Consider the following 16,146-nt stretch of genomic DNA (forward strand, 5'->3'; position numbering starts at 1 on the left):
TTCACGATGACCGACACCCTCAAGGCCAAGCTCGTGCGCGGTGCCGGCTGGAACGCCATCCAGGGCTGGGGGCGACGGGTCATCGGCTTCCTCATCATGCCCATCCTGGCCCACCTCCTGGGGCCCGAGGAATACGGGCTCATTGCCACGGCATTCATCTATATCGCCTTCCTCGAGATCTTCGCCGACCAGACCTTCACCACGGTCATCGAGCAGAAGCAGGACCTGGAGCCCGAGCATCTGGACTCGCTCTTCTGGCCCTTCGTCGGTCTGGGCATCCTGCTGACGGGCAGCACGTTCCTGCTGGCGCCCGTGATCGCGCGCTATTTCCGGGAGCCCGAGCTCACCGCGGTCATCAGGGCCCTGTCCCCTGGCTACTTGCTGCTCATCGGCCGGGGTCTGCAGGCCTCGTTGTTGCGGCGGGAGCTCAAGATCAGACCCCTGGCCGTCTCGAACCTGCTGTCGATCGTCTGTGGCGGCGCCGTCGGCATCAGCATGGCATTCACCGGATTCGGGGTCTGGAGCCTGGTCGGACAGCAACTCATGCAGCGTGTCGTGTCGGTCATCTATCTCTGGCGAACCAGTCCCTGGCGACCCAGGCGCCGTTTCTCCTGGCCCCACCTGCGTGAGTTGCTGCCGTTCGGACTCTCGGTCATGGGCCATCGCATCCTGGAGGTCTTCTCCCGGCAATTCGACCGAATTCTCATCAGCCGCGTCCTGGGCAACGTCCAGCTCGGCTTCTACAGCGTCACCTATCGGCTCATGGATCAGATCGTCGGCATGATCGTCGGCGCCAATTCCATGACCCTCATGCCCGGCCTGGCCCAGTTGAAGCTCGACCTGCCCAAGTTCCGTCGCGTGCTCAACCAGGCGTGCCGCTTCACTGCATTGCTGGCGTTCCCGCTCTTCCTGGGCATGAGCGTCATGGCGGAGGAATTCGTCCTCGTGGTTCTCGGCGCCAAGTGGGCCACCGCTGCCCCGCTGCTACGGGTCTTCGCCCTGGCGGGAGTCGTCATCGTGGTCCAGTACATGATGCACGCGGCCATGCTGGCGCTCGGGCGAGCCGATTACCGGCTGTACGCCAACATTGCCCATACCGTATGCAACATCGTCGGTTTCCTGCTCGTGATCCGTCATGGCGTTCTGGCCATGTCGCTGGTCTTCACAATCCGTGCCTGGGTGCTTTTCCCGCTCGAGCCCCTGATCCTCAGGCGATTCGACGCCTTCGCCTGGCGCGGTTTCTTCCTGGCCATACGCACCCCCATTTTGGCGACCCTGGGCATGGGCCTCGCGGTCTGGTTCCTCAAGAACCACTGGCTGGCCGACTGGAACCTCTGGTATCGGTTCGGTGGCTGCGTGGCCAGCGGCGGCCTGATCTACGTCATCTTGGTCCTGGCCATCGAACCACGCTTCTGGCCGGAAACCCTGGGACTCCTCAAGCTCCTGAAACCGGGCAACCGGAGCTGAGTGCCTGCGGCTGCGTGGGTGACTGCCAGCGACAGCGCCGGTCGCGGTGTCCACCGCTGGCGTCCTACCGGATTCCTCCCCACGGCGTCAACCTCCTGCATCCCGGCAGTTCTCCCGCCTCGCCATCCGGGCATCGGTCCTGCACCTGCTCGACGCCGGCGTCACGGACGGCCCGGCTCTCACGCGAAAGGAGACCGCCATGGACCACCGCCAACCACGCCCGCTACCCGAAACGCTCGCCAGCCTGGGCATCGAGGAACTCCAGGAACGGCTGGAGATCAGCCCGATCCTCGCCGACGACGGGGTGTGCGACCAGGAGATCGAGAACTGCTGTTCCTGCAAGATCCCGCCGCGCCCCGACCAGCCGGACAGCCCGGGCGATGGTGACGGTTGATCGTCCCCGTGGATCAGCGGCGCCGGGCTCCGGCTCGGCGCCCGTCCCATCCCTTCGACCGCCTCCCCAGTCGTGGAGCCCGTCATGTCCTCCAACCGTTGCCCGGTCTCGCCGTGGGACCTCTGGGTTCTGCGGGCCCTCGATCCCTCGGCCGACGAGACGGCTGTCCACGCCCTGCGAGCTGCTCGGCGACAGCAGGCCGTCTGGGAACAGGCGCTCTACCAGCGCCTGCTGGCTGGCGAATACGGTGCATTGCAGCCAGGGCGAAGATTGCTGGCGTCCAACTCGCAGCTGACCTCGGGGCTGGTGCTGACCATCCACCTGGGACCCTACCAGTTCACGCTCGAGCCATTCCTGGCCGCGGGCCACGACCTCACCGTGCTGCTCAATACCCCGGCCGAACGCCGTCTACGCGGGCCGGCGGAAGAACTCAGCCGCCGCCTGGGCCACCGGGGGCGGCTGCGCTGGCTTCGGGTGGAGGACCCGGGATGTGGGCGGAGCCTCCTGCGCACCCTGCGCAGCGGCGGCCTGCTGCTCGCCTTCGCCGACGGCAACCAGGGCCACGGCGGATTGGCGGGCACCCGGCGCCACGGGATGCCCTACCGCCTGCCCGGGCGCGAGATTCGAGTCCGGACCGGGTTGGCCCGGATGGTCTGCCGGACCGGTTGCGCGGTGCACCCGCTCTGTGTGCGCTGGACCGATGCGGGCAGCGTCGGCTGGCATCGGCAGCCGACCCAGCGATGGAGCCAGCGCGATGATCCGGGGATGGTGACCCAGCACCTGTTCGACTGGGTCTTCAGCGAGGTGCAACGGACGCCGCAGCAGTGGAGCTACTGGGACATGCTGGCCGGGACGGCCTCGGGCCTGACGCCCGGTCCCAGCGCCCGGAGCCTGTACCCCGACTACCGCCGTGCCTTCCTGCTCTGCCTGGCCCGGGCGCCGGAAACCACGCTCCTCGAACTGGAGGTCGAGCTGGCGGTCTGGCCCGGCGACGTGCTGGCCGATCTCACCCATGACCGCTTCTATTCCGCCGAGGGGCTCCGCGACGTTGACCTCGTTCCCTTGCGCCTCCGACCGCTGACCCTGGCGACCCTGCTCGAGCGACATGGTCGGACCTGGGTCACCTACCATGTCCTGCGCCTCTGTCTGCTGGGTGTGGCGCGGTTGCGTGGCGATGCGCTCCATGCCGCGTTTTGAAGTCCGCACGGGAGCCGGGGGTCGGGGGCTGGTGATCCACCAGGGCCGGCGATATCTGGTGCCTGGCGACCTCGCCCGGCGTCTGGCCGGCGCCGACGGCGCCCAGCGCTGGCGGGAATTGCTGGCGGCCTCTGGCGGGGCCACGCCCGCGGTTCGCTGCCGGCGGGGAATCTGGCTGCGCGTGACCCTGATGTCACCGACCGTGGTGGCCCGGCTAGCCTGGCTCCTGCGGAGATTGGCCTCGTGGCCGGCGCTCCTGTCGTTCAGCCTCGGCGGTCTGCTGGCGACCTTGGGCTGGTGGCGACCGCTCGCGTCGTTGACGCTCGGCCAGATCCTCGCCGGTTACGGGCTGCTCCTGGCTACGACGCTGATCCACGAACTCGGCCACGCGGCGGCGCTCCATCGCGAGGGCTGGTCGCCCGGGGCCGTGGGCCTGGGGATGCTCTGGGTCCTGCCAGTGTGCTGGTGCGACGTCAGCGCGGTGGGGGCTCTGCCCCGGCGGGGTCGGGTGCGGGTGGATCTGGCGGGGGTGTGCTGGCAGCTCGGAGCAGCGGGTCTGCTGACCATCATCGCCACCCTCGGCGAGGCACCCTGGGCGATCCTGGCGGTCCGCTCCACCCTGGCGGCGGTGATCTGGAACTGTCTGCCGATCGCCCGGACCGATGGCCACTGGCTGATCTGCGACCTGCTGGGCCTGCCCAGCTTGCAGTCGGCACCGCCACCCTGGTGGAGCCGTGAGCGCCGCTGGTTGTTGGCGCTATGGCGACTGCTGACCGTAGCGACTCTGCTCGCCATGGTCGTGGGCCTGCCCTGGCGATTGTTCGCCTGGCTCGACCGAGTGTGGCCGACTGCTGGGCCTGCCAGGCTGCCGGTGCAGCTGGTGCTCTGCGGCATCCTGACGCTCGGAGCCTGGCGGGCCCTGGGCCGGATCCGGCGTCTCCTCAGCGCTGCCTGCCGGGACGCCCGCTGCCCGTCTTCGGGCTGATCGGGCGTTGTCCGTGCCACCGGACCTGGCTACCATGACGGCCGGGACCGGTGCCGATCCACCGCCTTCGCCGGTGCGGTCGTCAACCGGCTGGTGACGCGAGCGGTGCCTGGCGCTATCGTGTCCAGCGACCACCATGAACGGAGACGACCGTGTGTGACCAGCCGGTGGACATGCCCATCGACGGCACCCTCGACCTGCACATGTTCCAGCCCGCCGAGACGCGCGAGCTGGTCCCCGAGTACCTCGACCTCTGCCGTGAACGGGGCATCCTCCAGGTGCGGATCATCCATGGCAAGGGCATCGGCGTGCAGCGCGAGATGGTGCATGCCCTTCTGCGCCGCCATCCGGCCGTGATCGATTTCGGCCATCCCGGCGATGGAGGCTCGTGGGGCGCCACCGTGGTCCAGCTGCGACCGCTGGCTGCGGAGGATTGACATGGGTCGCCATAAATCTCGACGAGGCGCCAGGGAGCAGCACCCGCCGGAAACCGACACCCAGCCCGCGTCGCGACCGGCCCGGCCGCCGGAGATCCACCTGCGCATGGTCCCCTTTGACGAAGCCCTGCGCCGCCTCGACCAGCAGGTGCGCGCCCATGCCCGGCAAGGTCGTGGCGAGATCGTGGTGGTGCACGGCAAGGGCCGCGGTTCGCCCGACGGCCGCGGGATCCTCGGCCCGGCGGTCCGCGCCTGGTGCAACGACCACCCCGACCTGGTGCTGGACTGGCGGCCGGCCCCTCCGAGCTGGGGTGGCGACGGCGCGGTGGTCCTGACCCTGAACGTCTGACCAGGAGCATGCCATTGAGCGAACCCATCACGGACCTGGCCGACCGCATCGTCCTGATCACCGGCGCAGCCCGACGCGTGGGCCGTCACCTCGCGTTGTCGCTGGCCGCCGCGGGCGCCGCTGTAGTGGTGCACTACAACCAGAGCGAGGACGATGCCCGCTCGCTTGCCGCGGCCATCACCGGACAAGGCGGACGCGTGGGGCTGCTGAAGGGCGACCTCGCCGATCCCGACGTGGCGCTCGGCCTGGTCGGCGACGCCGCGGCCCACTTCGGTCCGCTCGACGTGCTGATCAACAACGCCTCGATCTTCGCGGCGGGCGATGTCCTGAACACCACCCTCGAGGAGTGGCGGCGCTACCAGGCCATCCACGCCGACGCGCCCTTCCTGTTGAGCCGCGAGTTCACCCACCAGTTGCCCCCGGGACGCGACGGCGTCATCGTCAACATGAACGACTGGCGGGCCGGTCGGCCGGGCCCCGACCACTTCGCCTACACCATGAGCAAGGTCACGCTGCACGGCCTGACCCGCAGCCTGGCGCAGGCGCTCGGGTCGCATGGGGTGCGGGTGAACGAGCTGGCGCTGGGCGCGGTGCTGCCGCCCGAGGGCGGCGAGGACGGCTATCTCCACACCCTGCGCGAGGAGATCCCCACGCGGCGCTTCCCCACCCTCGACGACGTGGCAGCGGCGCTGCACTTCATCCTGCAGACCCCGGCGGTCAACGGTGAGACCATCCATCTCGATGGCGGCCGTCACCAGGTCTGAACCCTGGAGCGAACATGAGCGATCAGATCGTGATCAAGAACCTGCTCCTGCGCGGCATCATCGGCATCAAGCCCGAGGAGCGCGAGAAGCGACAGGACATCCTGATCAACCTCGTCCTGACGGCGGACCTGCGGGCGGCCGGCGCGAGCGACAACATTGCCGACGCGGTGAACTACCGATCGGTGACCAAGGAGATCGTCAAGCTGGTGGAGACGTCTTCCTACCACACCGTGGAGAAGCTGGCCACCGAGATCGCGCGCCTCTGCGTCACGCGCCATGCCGTGTCGGCGGCCACGGTCCGGCTGGAGAAGCCGGGCGCGCTGCGCTTCGCCGAGTCGGTGGGGGTGACGCTGACCCGCCAGCCGTCCGATTTCGCGGACTAGCCTCATGAGCCGGGTCTATCTCCTGCTGGGCTCGAACGTGGACAAGGAGCGCAACCTGCCCGCGGCGGTATCCTTGCTGCGTCCGCACGGGTTGCAGGCGGTGAGCCCGGCCTACGAGACGCCCCCGGTGGGCACGGACCATCCCGAACCCTTCCTGAACGCCGCCGCGATGCTGGAAACCGATCTCGCTCCCGAGGCCTTCAAGCAGACGGTGTGCGCCACCATCGAGAGGGAGCTGGGTCGTGTCCGCGACCCACGGGACAAGTTCGCGCCGCGGACCATCGACCTGGACGTGGCGCTCTGGGATGACCGGGTCTTCACCATTCTCGGGACGCCGGTTCCCGACCCGGATATCGCCAGGTATCTGCACGCCGCCCGTCCGCTGGCCGATCTGGCGGCTGCGCTCGTCCTGCCGGGCGACGGCCGCTCGCTGGGGCAGGTCGTCCGCGATCTCGAAGCCGCCGTCGACCCTGGTTCCTTCCCCCGGCTGCGTCCCGATGTTATGTTGTTCCCTGGCCGTTGAGCGGCTGTCGGGCACCGCCCGCGGTCATCAGGAAGGGGCAGCATGGCTGATCTGAAGAAGAAACTCATCGTCGTCGGCGACCGGATCCTGGTCCGCCCCGAGCAGGGCGAGGAGCGCACCGGCGCCGGCCTCTACCTGCCCCAGACCGCGGTCTCTGCGCGCCAGGCCCAGGGCGGCTGGGTGGTGTCGGTGGGCCCGGGCATCCCCATCCCCGAGCCCATGGACCTCGACGACGACGATTTCGACGAGCACCACGAGCCCCGTTATCTCCCTCTGCAGGCCCAGGAGAGCGACTACGTGCTGTTCCTGAAGAAGGCGGCGATCGAGATCACCTTCGAGAAGAAGCAGTACCTCATCGTGCCCAACGCCGCGATCCTGGTGATCATCCGCGAGGAGTGGGACAGCTCGGCCGAGAGCAGCGACTGGTCGAACGGCACCACGAACTGAAGCCCCTTCCGGCAGCCAGCAGCTCAGGCCTTGCGCGCCTCGATCAAGGCTGCGCGGACGAACTGCTCGGCCCCCGACCCGGGATCCCAGTCCTTGATGAACTCGCCGCTGCGGTCGTTGAGCACGATCCGCACCTCTGCGAATCCGGCAGCCCGCAGGTGATCGTTGAGCTCCGCTTCCGAGGCGGCGCCGCTGATGCAGGCGCTGAGCGATCCGGGGCGCGCCAGGATCTCGGCGGGGAATTCGGCCACGCGCACCACGTCGCTGATGGCCAGCCGGCCGCCGGGCTTGAGCACGCGCCAGGTCTCACGGAAGACCTGGGCCTTGTCGGGAGCCAGGTTCACCACGCAGTTCGAGAGGATCACATCGACGACGCCGTCGGCCACCGGCAGGTGACCCAGCTCGCCGAGGCGGAATTCGACGTTGGGTTTGCCGGCGGCCGCCGCCCGGGCGCGGGCGATCATCGCGGGAGTCATGTCCACGCCGATGACGCGGCCGGTCTCGCCCACCTGACTGGCGGCGATGAAGCAGTCGAAGCCTGCTCCGGCGCCCAGGTCCAGCACCGTCTGGCCCGGCTCGAGCATGGCGACGGCGAGCGGGTTGCCGCAGCCGAGCGAAAGGCTCTCGCCCGGGGGCAGGGCGGCAAGCTGGTCCTCGGCATAGCCCAGCGCCAGGGCGGCCTCGCGCAGGCTCAGCGGGCTGCTCGTGAGACCACATCCCTCGTCGCCGCAGCACGACTCGGTCTTGCCGGTGGCGATCTCGGCGTAACGCTCACGGACGATCTGGAGCTGCTTCTCGGGATCCTGATGGTCGTTCATGCCGAGCCCCCAGCGCTGGTGTGGTGACGGTTCCATTCGCCTGGAGCCGCCCTGCGTGCTGCCTGGTTCACGCCCCGGTCTCATCGCTCGGCTGGCGCAGTTCGCTGACGTCCCAGCCGGCGTCTTCGCTGCGGTCTTCGGCCTGCTCCGTGCGCATGAGCTGTTCGAGATCGTGGATGCGTTCGCGGGCCCGGGTCAGGAATTCTCCCTGGTCGTGGCGATGACTGAGGAGGTCCCGGACCATGGCCTCGTCCCGCTGGCGGAATCCACGGGCCAGGCGGTAGGACTGGTGACCGCGCTGTCCGAGCAGCCGCAGCGTTTCCGCGCCCATGCGCAGCGCCGAGTCGAGATTCTCGCGGAAGACATGTTCGACGCCGGCATCCATGAGGTCGTGCGCCTGGGGCCAACCCTTGGCGCGGGCCACGATGGTGGCCTGGGGGAAGTGTTCCCGGGCCAGGCGCACGATGTCGAGCTGCGCCTCGGGGTTGTCCAGGGCCAGGAGCAGGATCCGGGCCGATTCGGCGCCGGCGGCGCGTAGCACCTCCAGCCTGGTGGCGTCGCCGAAGAACACGGTCAGGCCGATCTTGCGCAGCGTCTCGACCCGATCCGAATCGTTCTCGAGCACGGTGGGGCTGTGCCCGGCGGTGCGCAGCAGCCGGCCGAGAGTGCTGCCGAAGTGTCCGAAGCCCACGATGATCACGTCCTCGTGCGACTCGACCCGGTCGGGCTCGCGGCTGGCCTGCCGGCAGGTCCCGACCCGGGGCTGGAGGACGCGTTCATAGAACAGCAGCATGAGGGGAGTGAGCGCCATGGAGAGGGTGACGGCCACGATCAGGGGGGCGACTTCGTTGCCGGTCAGGACCCCCTGTTTCATGGCGAAACCCAGGAGCACGAACGCGAACTCGCCGCCCTGGGCGAGGGTCAGGGTGAACAGCAGTCCCTGATCGCGACGCAGTCCGAAGATCCTGCCCAGGAGGGCCAGGATCACCAGCTTCACCACGATGAGGACGACCACGATGATCGCGATGCGTAGGGGCGTCTCGAAAATCAGACCCAGGTCGAGACTGGCACCCACGGCCACGAAGAACACCCCGAGCAGCAATCCCTTGAAGGGCTCGATGTTGGCCTCGAGTTCATGCCGGTACTCGCTGCCGGCGAGGACCACGCCGGCGAGGAAGGTGCCGAGGGCGGGGCTCAGGCCCACGCGATCCATCAGCAGGGCGATGCCGATGACCAGGACCAGGGCGGCGGCCAGGGACAGCTCGTGCAGCCTGGTCCGGGTGATGACCCGCAGCACGGGGTCGACCAGGAAGCGTCCGAGCACGACGATCAGCGACATGGCCGCCAGGACCGAGAGCGGCCTCAGCCAGGCCGGCAGACCCGCCAGGGGCGTCGGGTCCGCCGCGATGGCGACGTTGAGCGCGGGGTCGGCCAGCAACGGCATGATCGCCAGGATGGGGATCACGGCGATGTCCTGGAAGAGCAGGACCGCGAATGCGTTCTGGCCGGCGTCGATCTTCAGCCAGCCCTTCTCGGCCAGGGTCTGCAGCACGATGGCCGTGGAGGAGAGCGCCAGCGAGAGCCCGATGGCCACGGCCGGACGCCAGGCGAGGCCGGCGGCCAGCGCCACGCCACCCAGCGCCAACGTGGTCACCACCACTTGCAGGCCGCCCAGTCCCAGGATCGGTCGCCGCAACCGCCAGAGCTTGGCGGGACGCAGTTCGAGGCCGATCAGGAAGAGCATGAGCACCACGCCGAACTCGGCGAAGTGCAGGATGTCCTCGCCCTCGTCGCCCAACAGTTCCAGCACGAAGGGGCCGATGACCACCCCGGCCAGCAGGTAGCCCAGGACCGAGCCCAGCCCCAGCCGCTTGGCCAGGGGCACGGCGATCACCGCGGCCAGGAGGATGATGAAGGCCATGCCGAAGAAGTCCTGCCCGTGCATCGCTCAACCCTCCCGGATGACCGCGGCGAGGTCTGCGTTGACGTGGGTGCATTTGTCGGCTTGCTTCCGATCGAGCCGGTCGTCGCGCACCGCTTCGAGCAGGCGGCGGTAGTCCACGGCATACTGCTGGATCTGGGTCTGGGTGAGCTGGTGAGTGCCGTGGACCACGAAGGGGCCGAGCCATTCCATGCCGCAGAGACGGGCGGTCTGTTCCACGGGCGCCAGCAGCTGACGGATCGTGTACCGGTTGCGCCCCTTGGCGCTGTAGGCCTCCAGGGGACCGCCGCAGGTGATGGCCGCCAGGTACTGCTTGCCGGCCAGCCGGTCGCCGCCCTGGCCGTAGGCCCAGCCGTACTGCAGGACCAGGTCGAACCATTCCTTCACCAGCGCGGGTACGCTGTACCAGTAGAAGGGGTGCTGCAGGACGATGGTGTCGTGCGTCTGGAGTAGGTCCTGTTCGCGGTCGATGTCGATGTCGAATTCGGGGTAGGCCTCGTAGAGGTCATGGATCCGCACGCCGGGGATGTCGGCGATGGCCTGGACCATGACGCGGCCGACCCGCGACTTCTGCAGGGCCGGGTGGGCGTGGATCACGAGCAGGGAACGGGGCATCACCAGGTCCTTCGCCGGGTTGGTATTCGAGGCTTCAAGGTAAGGCCGCCGGACTAGAACGGCACCGCGGCGCCGGCAGCCTTGCGGGCGATTCCCAGCACGTCGATGGCGGCCGGGTCGGTTACTCCCGAAGCGAGACGGTTGTGGGCCCTGGCCCAGGCCAAGATGGCCACGCGTCCCTGGCGCAGCGCGGCGCTGTAGGTGGCATGCATGAGCCCGAGTTCTCGGCGGGCCTCGCGGAAGGTGACCAGGTCCGGTTCCAGCTGACGACGCACGTCGCTCAAGCCCGTCAGGATGTAGAGCAGCCGCTCATCCACCTGGCGCATGGCCTCCTCGTCGGGGACGACGCCGGAGCGTAGAAGTGGACGCAGACTGGGCTGACGGGCGCGCAAGGTGTCGACGGCGGCCAGGTCGCCGCTGCGTATCATCGGCAGGAGGGCGATATCGGCGACGGTCCTGAGCTGCGCGTTCCGCAACCCGCGGTCGGTGATCCGGACGTCCAAGAAATCGCCATCGATGCGGTCCTGGATGGCCTGGCGCGTGTTTTCGAGCTCGGTGGCGGTCTCGTCGAAGAACTCTCCCGCCACGCGCGCGATCTCGTCCACCACGGGCTGGGAGGCGTGCAGGCCGCCGAGCAGATCGGAGCGACTGCGGATGTCGGCCAGGACGGTGTCCAGGTCGGCCAGGGTCATCATCATCGGTGGCACCGGCTTGGCGAGGACGGGGCGGAGCAGTCCGTCGAGGTACTCGGCCAGGGCATCCGTCCGCTCGGGCCCGGACAGCTCGGATTCGCCGAGCGTGACCACCTGGATGGAGTAGCCGATCACCGCGCGCATCACGGCGCGGATCTTGTGCCCGAGGATGTCGAGTTTTTCGGCCTCCGGGACGTCGGTATAACCCTGCAGATAGACGGGCTGGTGCATGCCCAGGCCGTACTGGATGTCGCCGGCCAGGGCGATCATGTCCTCGGCGAAGGGGCCCAGGTTCAGCCGCTTCCTGGACTTGAACTTGGAGCATCCGGCCAGGGCGGCCAGCAGGCAGACCAGCACGAGGATCAGGGCTACGCGGCGGGTGATCATGATCAGCTCCTCCTGCGGCAGGGAGTGCGTCTCCTCAGCAATGGTATTAGCATTCCAGCTTCGAGGTCGCCAGTCAGATTTGGTCGTGGCGGCCAGAACCTCCTCGCACCTGGAGTCTGTTGCATGTTCTCCTCACGCCACTATTCGCTCCTGTTGGCCATGATCCTGGTAGCCGGGACCGCCCAGGCCGAGCAGGGCACCAGCCCGGTCAATCTGGCTCTCTTCCATCCGCTCCAGATCACTGCGGAGGAGACCTCCGTGACGGTCTTCCGCTTCTCGCTGCTCTACGGCCGCAACCACGACGTCACCGGGCTGGATATCGGACTGGTCGGCATGAACACGGGCAAGGGCGTGGGGGTGCAGTGGGCCGGCGTCGGCATGGTGGCGGGCGACTTCACCGGCTGGCAGACCGGTCTCTACTCCAGCACCCGCGGCACCTTCCAGGGCTTCCAGTCGGGCGTGGTCAATCATGCGGTGGGTGGTGAAGGCTTCCAGTGGGGCCTGGTCAACATCACCGAGGATTTCAGCGGCTTCCAGCTCGGGTTCGTGAACTTCGCCGAGAAGATGAACGGATTGCAGATCGGTCTGGTGAACATCATCAAGAGCAAGGACAAGCTGCCCATCCTGCCGCTGGTGAACTGGAGCTTCTAGAGGTCCAGACTCAGACCCTGCTTGCCGTCGGGCACCTGGCAGATCAGCACCGGCACCGGCGACCGCTGGACCACACGCTGGGCGGTATTGCCCACCAGGCGGTCCAGCAGCGACGACTCCGCGTGTGCGCCGAGGACCACGAGGTCGGACTTGAGGTCCCGGGCATGGTCGAGGATCTGCTGGTGGGCCTTGCCCTCGGCGACGATGATCTTGGTGACCACCTGCTGCCAGTCCTCCTCGCCCATCTCGCGTGTGCAGAACTCGCCGATCCGCCGCGGGATGCGCGCCATCTGCTCATCCTCCTGCGCCTCGACGAGCTCCTCGATGGCGCCTTCGCCCGCATAACCGTCGACCACGGCGCGCTGCTCGGCGGTCAGGGTCTCCACCACGTGCAGGACGTGCAGCTCGGCGCCGAAGCCCTTGGCCAGCGCGTACGCGTAGCGGAACACGTAGGCCGTGTTGGGGCCGAGCTGCGTGCAGTAGAGGATCCGTTCGAAGGTCGGTAGCATGACAGTGACCTCAGGCGGCGGCCAGACGTTGCTGGTCGCGCCGGTTACGAGCGCGCTGCAGGATGAAGACCAGGGCCACCAGGAGCAGCCCCGCGCCATCGGTGACGAAGCCGGGCCAGAAGAGCAAGAACGTCGCCGCGGCGAGCAGCAGCCACTCGCCGATGTTCGTGTGCCTGATCAGGTAGAACATGGTCAAGGCCGAGAAGGCCATGGTGCCGAGGAAGGCCGAGAATAGCGAGGAGAAGATCTGGGTCGGCTTGGCGCGCATCTCCGCGAGCACTCGACCCGAATCGATGAACTCGCCCCCGCGTACGGTCAGCTCCTTCACGACGCCGGTGCGGTGGGCGGTGATCTCGACGATGGCGTCGCCGTCGAGCACGGTGGCGATGATGTCGCCACGGTTGACCGCGTCGCCGGGCGCCACGCGCACCTCGGTGACCATGGCGCCCATGATCTCGTCCTGGAAGGTGGGGGCCAGCAGCGGCTTGCCCTCGAAGAGGATCGACGGGGTGAAGGCGAACAGCAGCGGCATCACGTACAGCAGCTTGGCGAACTTGAACGAGGTCCAGCCGGTCTTCCAGGGATCCGAGCCGGCGATGGCGGCGCCGGCGTAGGCGGCGACGCACACGGGCGGCGTGATGTTGGAGTCCTGGCTGAACCAGTAGACGATCATGTGCGCGGCGATCAGCACCACGCCCATCTCCATGAGCGGCGGCACCGCGAGCACGGCGGTGATCAGATAAGCGGCGGTCACCGGCACGCCCATGCCCAGGACCAGCGAGGCCAGACCCACCAGGAGGATCGCCAGCAGGAGGTTGCCGCTGGCCAGCGAGATGATGATGTCGGAGAACTTGAGCCCGATGCCGGTGAGCGAGATGGTGCCCACGATGATGCCGATCACGCCGAGGGTGGCGCCGATGATCAGGGTGTTGCGGGCGCCGGTCTGGATCGCTTCCCAGATCTCACGCGGGCCCATGCGGGTCTCCTTGCGGACCCAGCTCACGCCGATACACGAGATCGTGGCCCAGAACGCGCTGTAGCCGGGCGACCTGCCCAGGACCATCAGGACGGTGATGATCACCAGCGGCAGCGCGAAGTACCACTCGCGCTTCAGCACCGTGGTCCAGTGCTCCATGTTCGGGTCCTGGATGCCCTGGATGTCGTGCTTCTTGGCCTCGAAGTGGATCATGCAGAACACCGAGAAGAAGTAGAGCAGCGCCGGCCCGATGGCGATGAGCATGATGTGGGCGTAGGGCGTCTCGGTCAGCTCGGCCATGAGGAAGCCGCCGGCGCCCATGATCGGGGGCATGAACATGCCGCCGATGGAGGCAGCGGGCTCGATGGCGCCGGCCACGTGGGGCCGGAATCCCGCCCGCTTCATGAGCGGGATGGTGAAGGCGCCGGTGGAGACGGTGTTGGCGATGGCCGACCCGGAGACCGACCCGAAGAGCGCCGAGGCCATGACGGCCACCTTGGCGGGGCCGCCGGTGGAGCGGCCGGCCAGCGCCATGGGCAGATCGATGAAGAACTTGCCGGCCCCCGACTTGTGCAGGAAGGCGCCGAAGAAGATGAACAGGATCACGTACGTGGCCAGGACGTTGGCCATCACCCCGAAGACGCCGTTGGTGGTGAGGTAGAGCGAGGTGCAGAGCCGCTCGATGCCGAAACCGCGGTGCGCGATGACGTCGGGGAAATAAGGGCCGAAATAGGCGTAGCAGAGCATGGAGACGCCGATGAGGGTCATGGCCCAGCCCAGCACCCGGCGGCAGATCTCGAGGCTGAGCACGATGCCCACGACGCTCACCAAAGCGTCGAGCGGGGTCTCGGCACCGGCGCGGTAGTTGAGGTTCTCGAACTCGAAGATCCAGTACCCGACCACGCCGGCCGAGATCACCGCCAGCAGCAGGTCGGAGAAGCTGGGGTGCTCGGGCCAGCGCCGCTCGGTCCAGCGGTTGGCGAACTGCAGGCCCACCGTCACGAGGATCGCCAGCAGCGCCAGCCACCAGAGGCCGAGGGCGTTGGCGAGCCCGGCGCCGGCGCCGGACTCCGACCAGATGGCGCCGATCTGGGTGACCCGATCATGGAAGGTCGTGGCATCCGGGTAGAAGATCCAGGCCACCGCGGCGCTGGAGACCACCATGCCCACGAAGAGGTCGAGCGGGTACCGCACCCAGCTCTTGCCCACGGGATAGAGCAGGAAGATCAGCACGAAAGTGATGAAGACGTAGACGCCGCGGTGATACTGGGTGGCCACGGATGCCACGCCTGCCGCGTAGAAGTAGAAGAGCACCATGGCCGCGGCGAGCGCGGAGATGGTCAGATGCCAGAGTCCCGTGGGGGTCCGGGTGGAGCGGGCATCCTTTTCGATGATCTGTTCGAGCTTCTTCGCGTCGCCGCCGGGGGGCGGGGGGGGCAGGTCGGTGCTGGCCATGGCGTCTCCCGGGAGATGACTGGTCTGGGAGCGGGTCGGGCCCGCTCCCCAGCAGACGGTCAGGGTGCAGTCTGATCGGGCGTGAGCGTCAGGCCCTGATCCTTCCAGAACGCTGCGGCGCCAGGATGGACAGGCGTCACGATGCCGTTGAGGGCACCAGCGACCGACATGGCCTTGGCCGTGCTCTTGACCTTCACCATGTAGGCCAGCCCATCCTTGGAGAAGATCTGCTCCAGCGCCTGGGCGACCATGGTGGTGGGCACGTGCTTGCCGGCAACCCAGAGGGCGGAATCCTGGAACGACAGGACGTCGTAGTCGATGCCGCTGTAGGTTCCGGCGGGGATGGTCAGCTTGGTGTAGAACGGATACTGCTCGAAGAAGCCGGCCTTCTCGCCCGCCTCGACCACGTTGAGGATCTTGATGGGATTGCTGGCCGCGGCCTGGATTACCGACGAGTTGGGGAAGCCGGCGAAGACCCAGAAGGCGTCGATCAGACCGTCACCCAGGGCGGCGGCGGCCTTGCTGTAACCCAGGAATTCCACCTTCATCTCGTCCCAGAGGCCCAGGGCGGTGAAGTAGCGCTGGGCCGCCCCGGCGGCGCCCGAACCCGCGCCGCCCACGGCCACGCGCTTGCCCTTGAGGTCGTCCATGGTCTTGATGCCGCCTCCGTCGAGGACGATGAGGTGCGCGGGGGCGCCGTAGAGATACGCCATGGCCATGACGTTCTCGTACTTGTTCTCGTCCTTGGTCAAGCGGCCGTTGCGTCCGAGGTAGGTGTCGCCCGAGTAGACGATCCCGAAGTCGGCCTCGCCGGAATTCACCCGGCGCAGGTTCTCCAACGAACCGGCCGAGGCCATGTTCGAGACCTCGAGGTTCGGGATGGTCTTGGAGAGACGGATGGCAATGCCGTTGGAGAAGTACTGGAACGTCCCACCCTCGGGTCCGCCGGAGAAGGCCAGGCGATCCTTGGCCAGGCCGGTGGTGGGCAGGAGCATGAGGGCGCCGACCAGCAACAGTCCGGCAGTCAGGATCCAACGTCGTGTCATGGGAACTCTCCTTCAGAGGTGGGGTCCTGGAATCACGGTCCCCGATTATTAAAGAAAGCGCGAAGAATTAAAAGGCTGAAATCACTCTCATTATGATAAAGCTCTAACA

18 protein-coding genes are annotated in these 16,146 nt (G+C 67.7%); 11 read left to right on the forward strand and 7 right to left on the reverse strand.

From position 1 onward, the window contains the following. Positions 1-6 precede the first annotated feature (6 nt). The 10 genes from IFSED24_RS18840 to IFSED24_RS18885 all read left to right on the forward strand — a co-directional run bounded on the left by IFSED24_RS18840 (position 7) and on the right by IFSED24_RS18885 (position 6,946). Positions 7-1,467: a lipopolysaccharide biosynthesis protein gene (locus tag IFSED24_RS18840; protein ID WP_491333036.1), complete on the forward strand. Its 1,461-nt coding sequence runs from the start codon at positions 7-9 to the stop codon at positions 1,465-1,467. 199 nt (positions 1,468-1,666) lie between these two features. Continuing rightward, positions 1,667-1,861: a hypothetical protein gene (locus tag IFSED24_RS18845; RefSeq protein WP_491333037.1), complete on the forward strand. Its 195-nt coding sequence runs from the start codon at positions 1,667-1,669 to the stop codon at positions 1,859-1,861. An 84-nt stretch (positions 1,862-1,945) separates the two neighbouring features. After that, positions 1,946-3,058 carry a lysophospholipid acyltransferase family protein gene (locus IFSED24_RS18850; protein WP_491333038.1) on the forward strand — a complete coding sequence of 371 codons (1,113 nt, stop codon included), beginning with the start codon at positions 1,946-1,948 and terminating at the stop codon, positions 3,056-3,058. Next, complete coding sequence (locus tag IFSED24_RS18855; protein ID WP_491333039.1) at positions 3,045-4,043, forward strand: hypothetical protein; 999 nt, start codon at positions 3,045-3,047, stop codon at positions 4,041-4,043. Before IFSED24_RS18850 ends, IFSED24_RS18855 begins: the two co-directional genes overlap by 14 nt. 152 nt (positions 4,044-4,195) lie before the next feature. Next, positions 4,196-4,480: a Smr/MutS family protein gene (locus IFSED24_RS18860; protein WP_491333040.1), complete on the forward strand. Its 285-nt coding sequence runs from the start codon at positions 4,196-4,198 to the stop codon at positions 4,478-4,480. A 1-nt stretch (position 4,481) separates the two neighbouring features. Next, positions 4,482-4,829, forward strand: coding sequence for a Smr/MutS family protein (locus IFSED24_RS18865; protein ID WP_491333041.1), 348 nt, complete (start codon positions 4,482-4,484; stop codon positions 4,827-4,829). Positions 4,830-4,843: 14 nt separating this feature from the next. Beyond that, entirely contained in the window at positions 4,844-5,593 is a 750-nt protein-coding gene (locus IFSED24_RS18870; protein WP_491333042.1) for an SDR family oxidoreductase, read from the forward strand. Positions 5,594-5,607: 14 nt separating this feature from the next. After that, positions 5,608-5,976, forward strand: a complete 369-nt coding sequence (locus IFSED24_RS18875; protein WP_491333043.1) for a dihydroneopterin aldolase — start codon at positions 5,608-5,610, stop codon at positions 5,974-5,976. A gap of 4 nt (positions 5,977-5,980) precedes the next feature. After that, entirely contained in the window at positions 5,981-6,499 is a 519-nt protein-coding gene (gene folK / locus IFSED24_RS18880) for a 2-amino-4-hydroxy-6-hydroxymethyldihydropteridine diphosphokinase (protein WP_491333044.1), read from the forward strand. A gap of 42 nt (positions 6,500-6,541) precedes the next feature. Continuing rightward, positions 6,542-6,946, forward strand: coding sequence for a co-chaperone GroES (locus IFSED24_RS18885; RefSeq protein WP_491333045.1), 405 nt, complete (start codon positions 6,542-6,544; stop codon positions 6,944-6,946). 23 nt (positions 6,947-6,969) lie between these two features. Here IFSED24_RS18885 and arsM read toward each other — a convergent pair whose 3' ends face one another. The 4 genes from arsM to IFSED24_RS18905 form a co-directional block, all read right to left on the reverse strand. Beyond that, the gene (gene arsM / locus IFSED24_RS18890) at positions 6,970-7,764 is read right to left on the reverse strand and encodes an arsenite methyltransferase (RefSeq protein ID WP_491333046.1); all 795 of its coding nucleotides are present in this window, start codon (positions 7,762-7,764) and stop codon (positions 6,970-6,972) included. A gap of 67 nt (positions 7,765-7,831) precedes the next feature. After that, positions 7,832-9,709: a monovalent cation:proton antiporter-2 (CPA2) family protein gene (locus tag IFSED24_RS18895; RefSeq protein ID WP_491333047.1), complete on the reverse strand. Its 1,878-nt coding sequence runs from the start codon at positions 9,707-9,709 to the stop codon at positions 7,832-7,834. A 3-nt stretch (positions 9,710-9,712) separates the two neighbouring features. Then, positions 9,713-10,321 carry a glutathione-regulated potassium-efflux system oxidoreductase KefF gene (gene kefF / locus IFSED24_RS18900; protein WP_491335080.1) on the reverse strand — a complete coding sequence of 203 codons (609 nt, stop codon included), beginning with the start codon at positions 10,319-10,321 and terminating at the stop codon, positions 9,713-9,715. A gap of 53 nt (positions 10,322-10,374) precedes the next feature. Continuing rightward, positions 10,375-11,400, reverse strand: a complete 1,026-nt coding sequence (locus IFSED24_RS18905; protein ID WP_491333048.1) for a hypothetical protein — start codon at positions 11,398-11,400, stop codon at positions 10,375-10,377. 123 nt (positions 11,401-11,523) lie between these two features. Between IFSED24_RS18905 and IFSED24_RS18910 the strand changes: the two genes are divergently transcribed. Next, positions 11,524-12,051 carry an LA_2272 family surface repeat-containing protein gene (locus IFSED24_RS18910; RefSeq protein WP_491333049.1) on the forward strand — a complete coding sequence of 176 codons (528 nt, stop codon included), beginning with the start codon at positions 11,524-11,526 and terminating at the stop codon, positions 12,049-12,051. Here the strand turns inward: IFSED24_RS18910 and IFSED24_RS18915 are convergent. The 3 genes from IFSED24_RS18915 to IFSED24_RS18925 are packed head-to-tail and all read right to left on the reverse strand — an operon-like array spanning position 12,048 to position 16,037. Further along, positions 12,048-12,560 (reverse strand): universal stress protein, encoded by a 513-nt coding sequence (locus IFSED24_RS18915; RefSeq protein WP_491333050.1) that lies wholly within the window; start codon positions 12,558-12,560, stop codon positions 12,048-12,050. The two genes, IFSED24_RS18910 and IFSED24_RS18915, sit on opposite strands and share 4 nt — an antisense overlap. Positions 12,561-12,570: 10 nt before the next feature. Beyond that, positions 12,571-14,991, reverse strand: coding sequence for a TRAP transporter fused permease subunit (locus tag IFSED24_RS18920; RefSeq protein ID WP_491333051.1), 2,421 nt, complete (start codon positions 14,989-14,991; stop codon positions 12,571-12,573). 59 nt (positions 14,992-15,050) lie between these two features. Beyond that, a complete protein-coding gene (locus tag IFSED24_RS18925) occupies positions 15,051-16,037 on the reverse strand; it encodes a TAXI family TRAP transporter solute-binding subunit (protein WP_491333052.1) in 987 nt (328 codons plus the stop codon). Between the last annotated feature and the right edge of the window lie 109 nt (positions 16,038-16,146).

This window comes from Candidatus Latescibacter sp. IFSED24 (assembly GCF_058273205.1).

Bases quoted from the DNA above. Each gene is read 5' to 3' on its own strand.
- folK (WP_491333044.1), top strand. From the start codon at position 5,981: ATGAGCCGGGTCTATCTCCTGCTGGGCTCGAACGTGGACAAGGAGCGC.
- IFSED24_RS18875 (WP_491333043.1), top strand. From the start codon at position 5,608: ATGAGCGATCAGATCGTGATCAAGAACCTGCTCCTGCGCGGCATCATC.
- kefF (WP_491335080.1), bottom strand. From the start codon at position 10,321: ATGCCCCGTTCCCTGCTCGTGATCCACGCCCACCCGGCCCTGCAGAAG.
- IFSED24_RS18855 (WP_491333039.1), top strand. From the start codon at position 3,045: ATGCCGCGTTTTGAAGTCCGCACGGGAGCCGGGGGTCGGGGGCTGGTG.
- IFSED24_RS18915 (WP_491333050.1), bottom strand. From the start codon at position 12,560: ATGCTACCGACCTTCGAACGGATCCTCTACTGCACGCAGCTCGGCCCC.
- IFSED24_RS18895 (WP_491333047.1), bottom strand. From the start codon at position 9,709: ATGCACGGGCAGGACTTCTTCGGCATGGCCTTCATCATCCTCCTGGCC.
- IFSED24_RS18885 (WP_491333045.1), top strand. From the start codon at position 6,542: ATGGCTGATCTGAAGAAGAAACTCATCGTCGTCGGCGACCGGATCCTG.
- IFSED24_RS18840 (WP_491333036.1), top strand. From the start codon at position 7: ATGACCGACACCCTCAAGGCCAAGCTCGTGCGCGGTGCCGGCTGGAAC.
- IFSED24_RS18910 (WP_491333049.1), top strand. From the start codon at position 11,524: ATGTTCTCCTCACGCCACTATTCGCTCCTGTTGGCCATGATCCTGGTA.
- IFSED24_RS18845 (WP_491333037.1), top strand. From the start codon at position 1,667: ATGGACCACCGCCAACCACGCCCGCTACCCGAAACGCTCGCCAGCCTG.
- IFSED24_RS18865 (WP_491333041.1), top strand. From the start codon at position 4,482: ATGGGTCGCCATAAATCTCGACGAGGCGCCAGGGAGCAGCACCCGCCG.
- IFSED24_RS18850 (WP_491333038.1), top strand. From the start codon at position 1,946: ATGTCCTCCAACCGTTGCCCGGTCTCGCCGTGGGACCTCTGGGTTCTG.
- IFSED24_RS18905 (WP_491333048.1), bottom strand. From the start codon at position 11,400: ATGATCACCCGCCGCGTAGCCCTGATCCTCGTGCTGGTCTGCCTGCTG.
- IFSED24_RS18925 (WP_491333052.1), bottom strand. From the start codon at position 16,037: ATGACACGACGTTGGATCCTGACTGCCGGACTGTTGCTGGTCGGCGCC.
- arsM (WP_491333046.1), bottom strand. From the start codon at position 7,764: ATGAACGACCATCAGGATCCCGAGAAGCAGCTCCAGATCGTCCGTGAG.
- IFSED24_RS18920 (WP_491333051.1), bottom strand. From the start codon at position 14,991: ATGGCCAGCACCGACCTGCCCCCCCCGCCCCCCGGCGGCGACGCGAAG.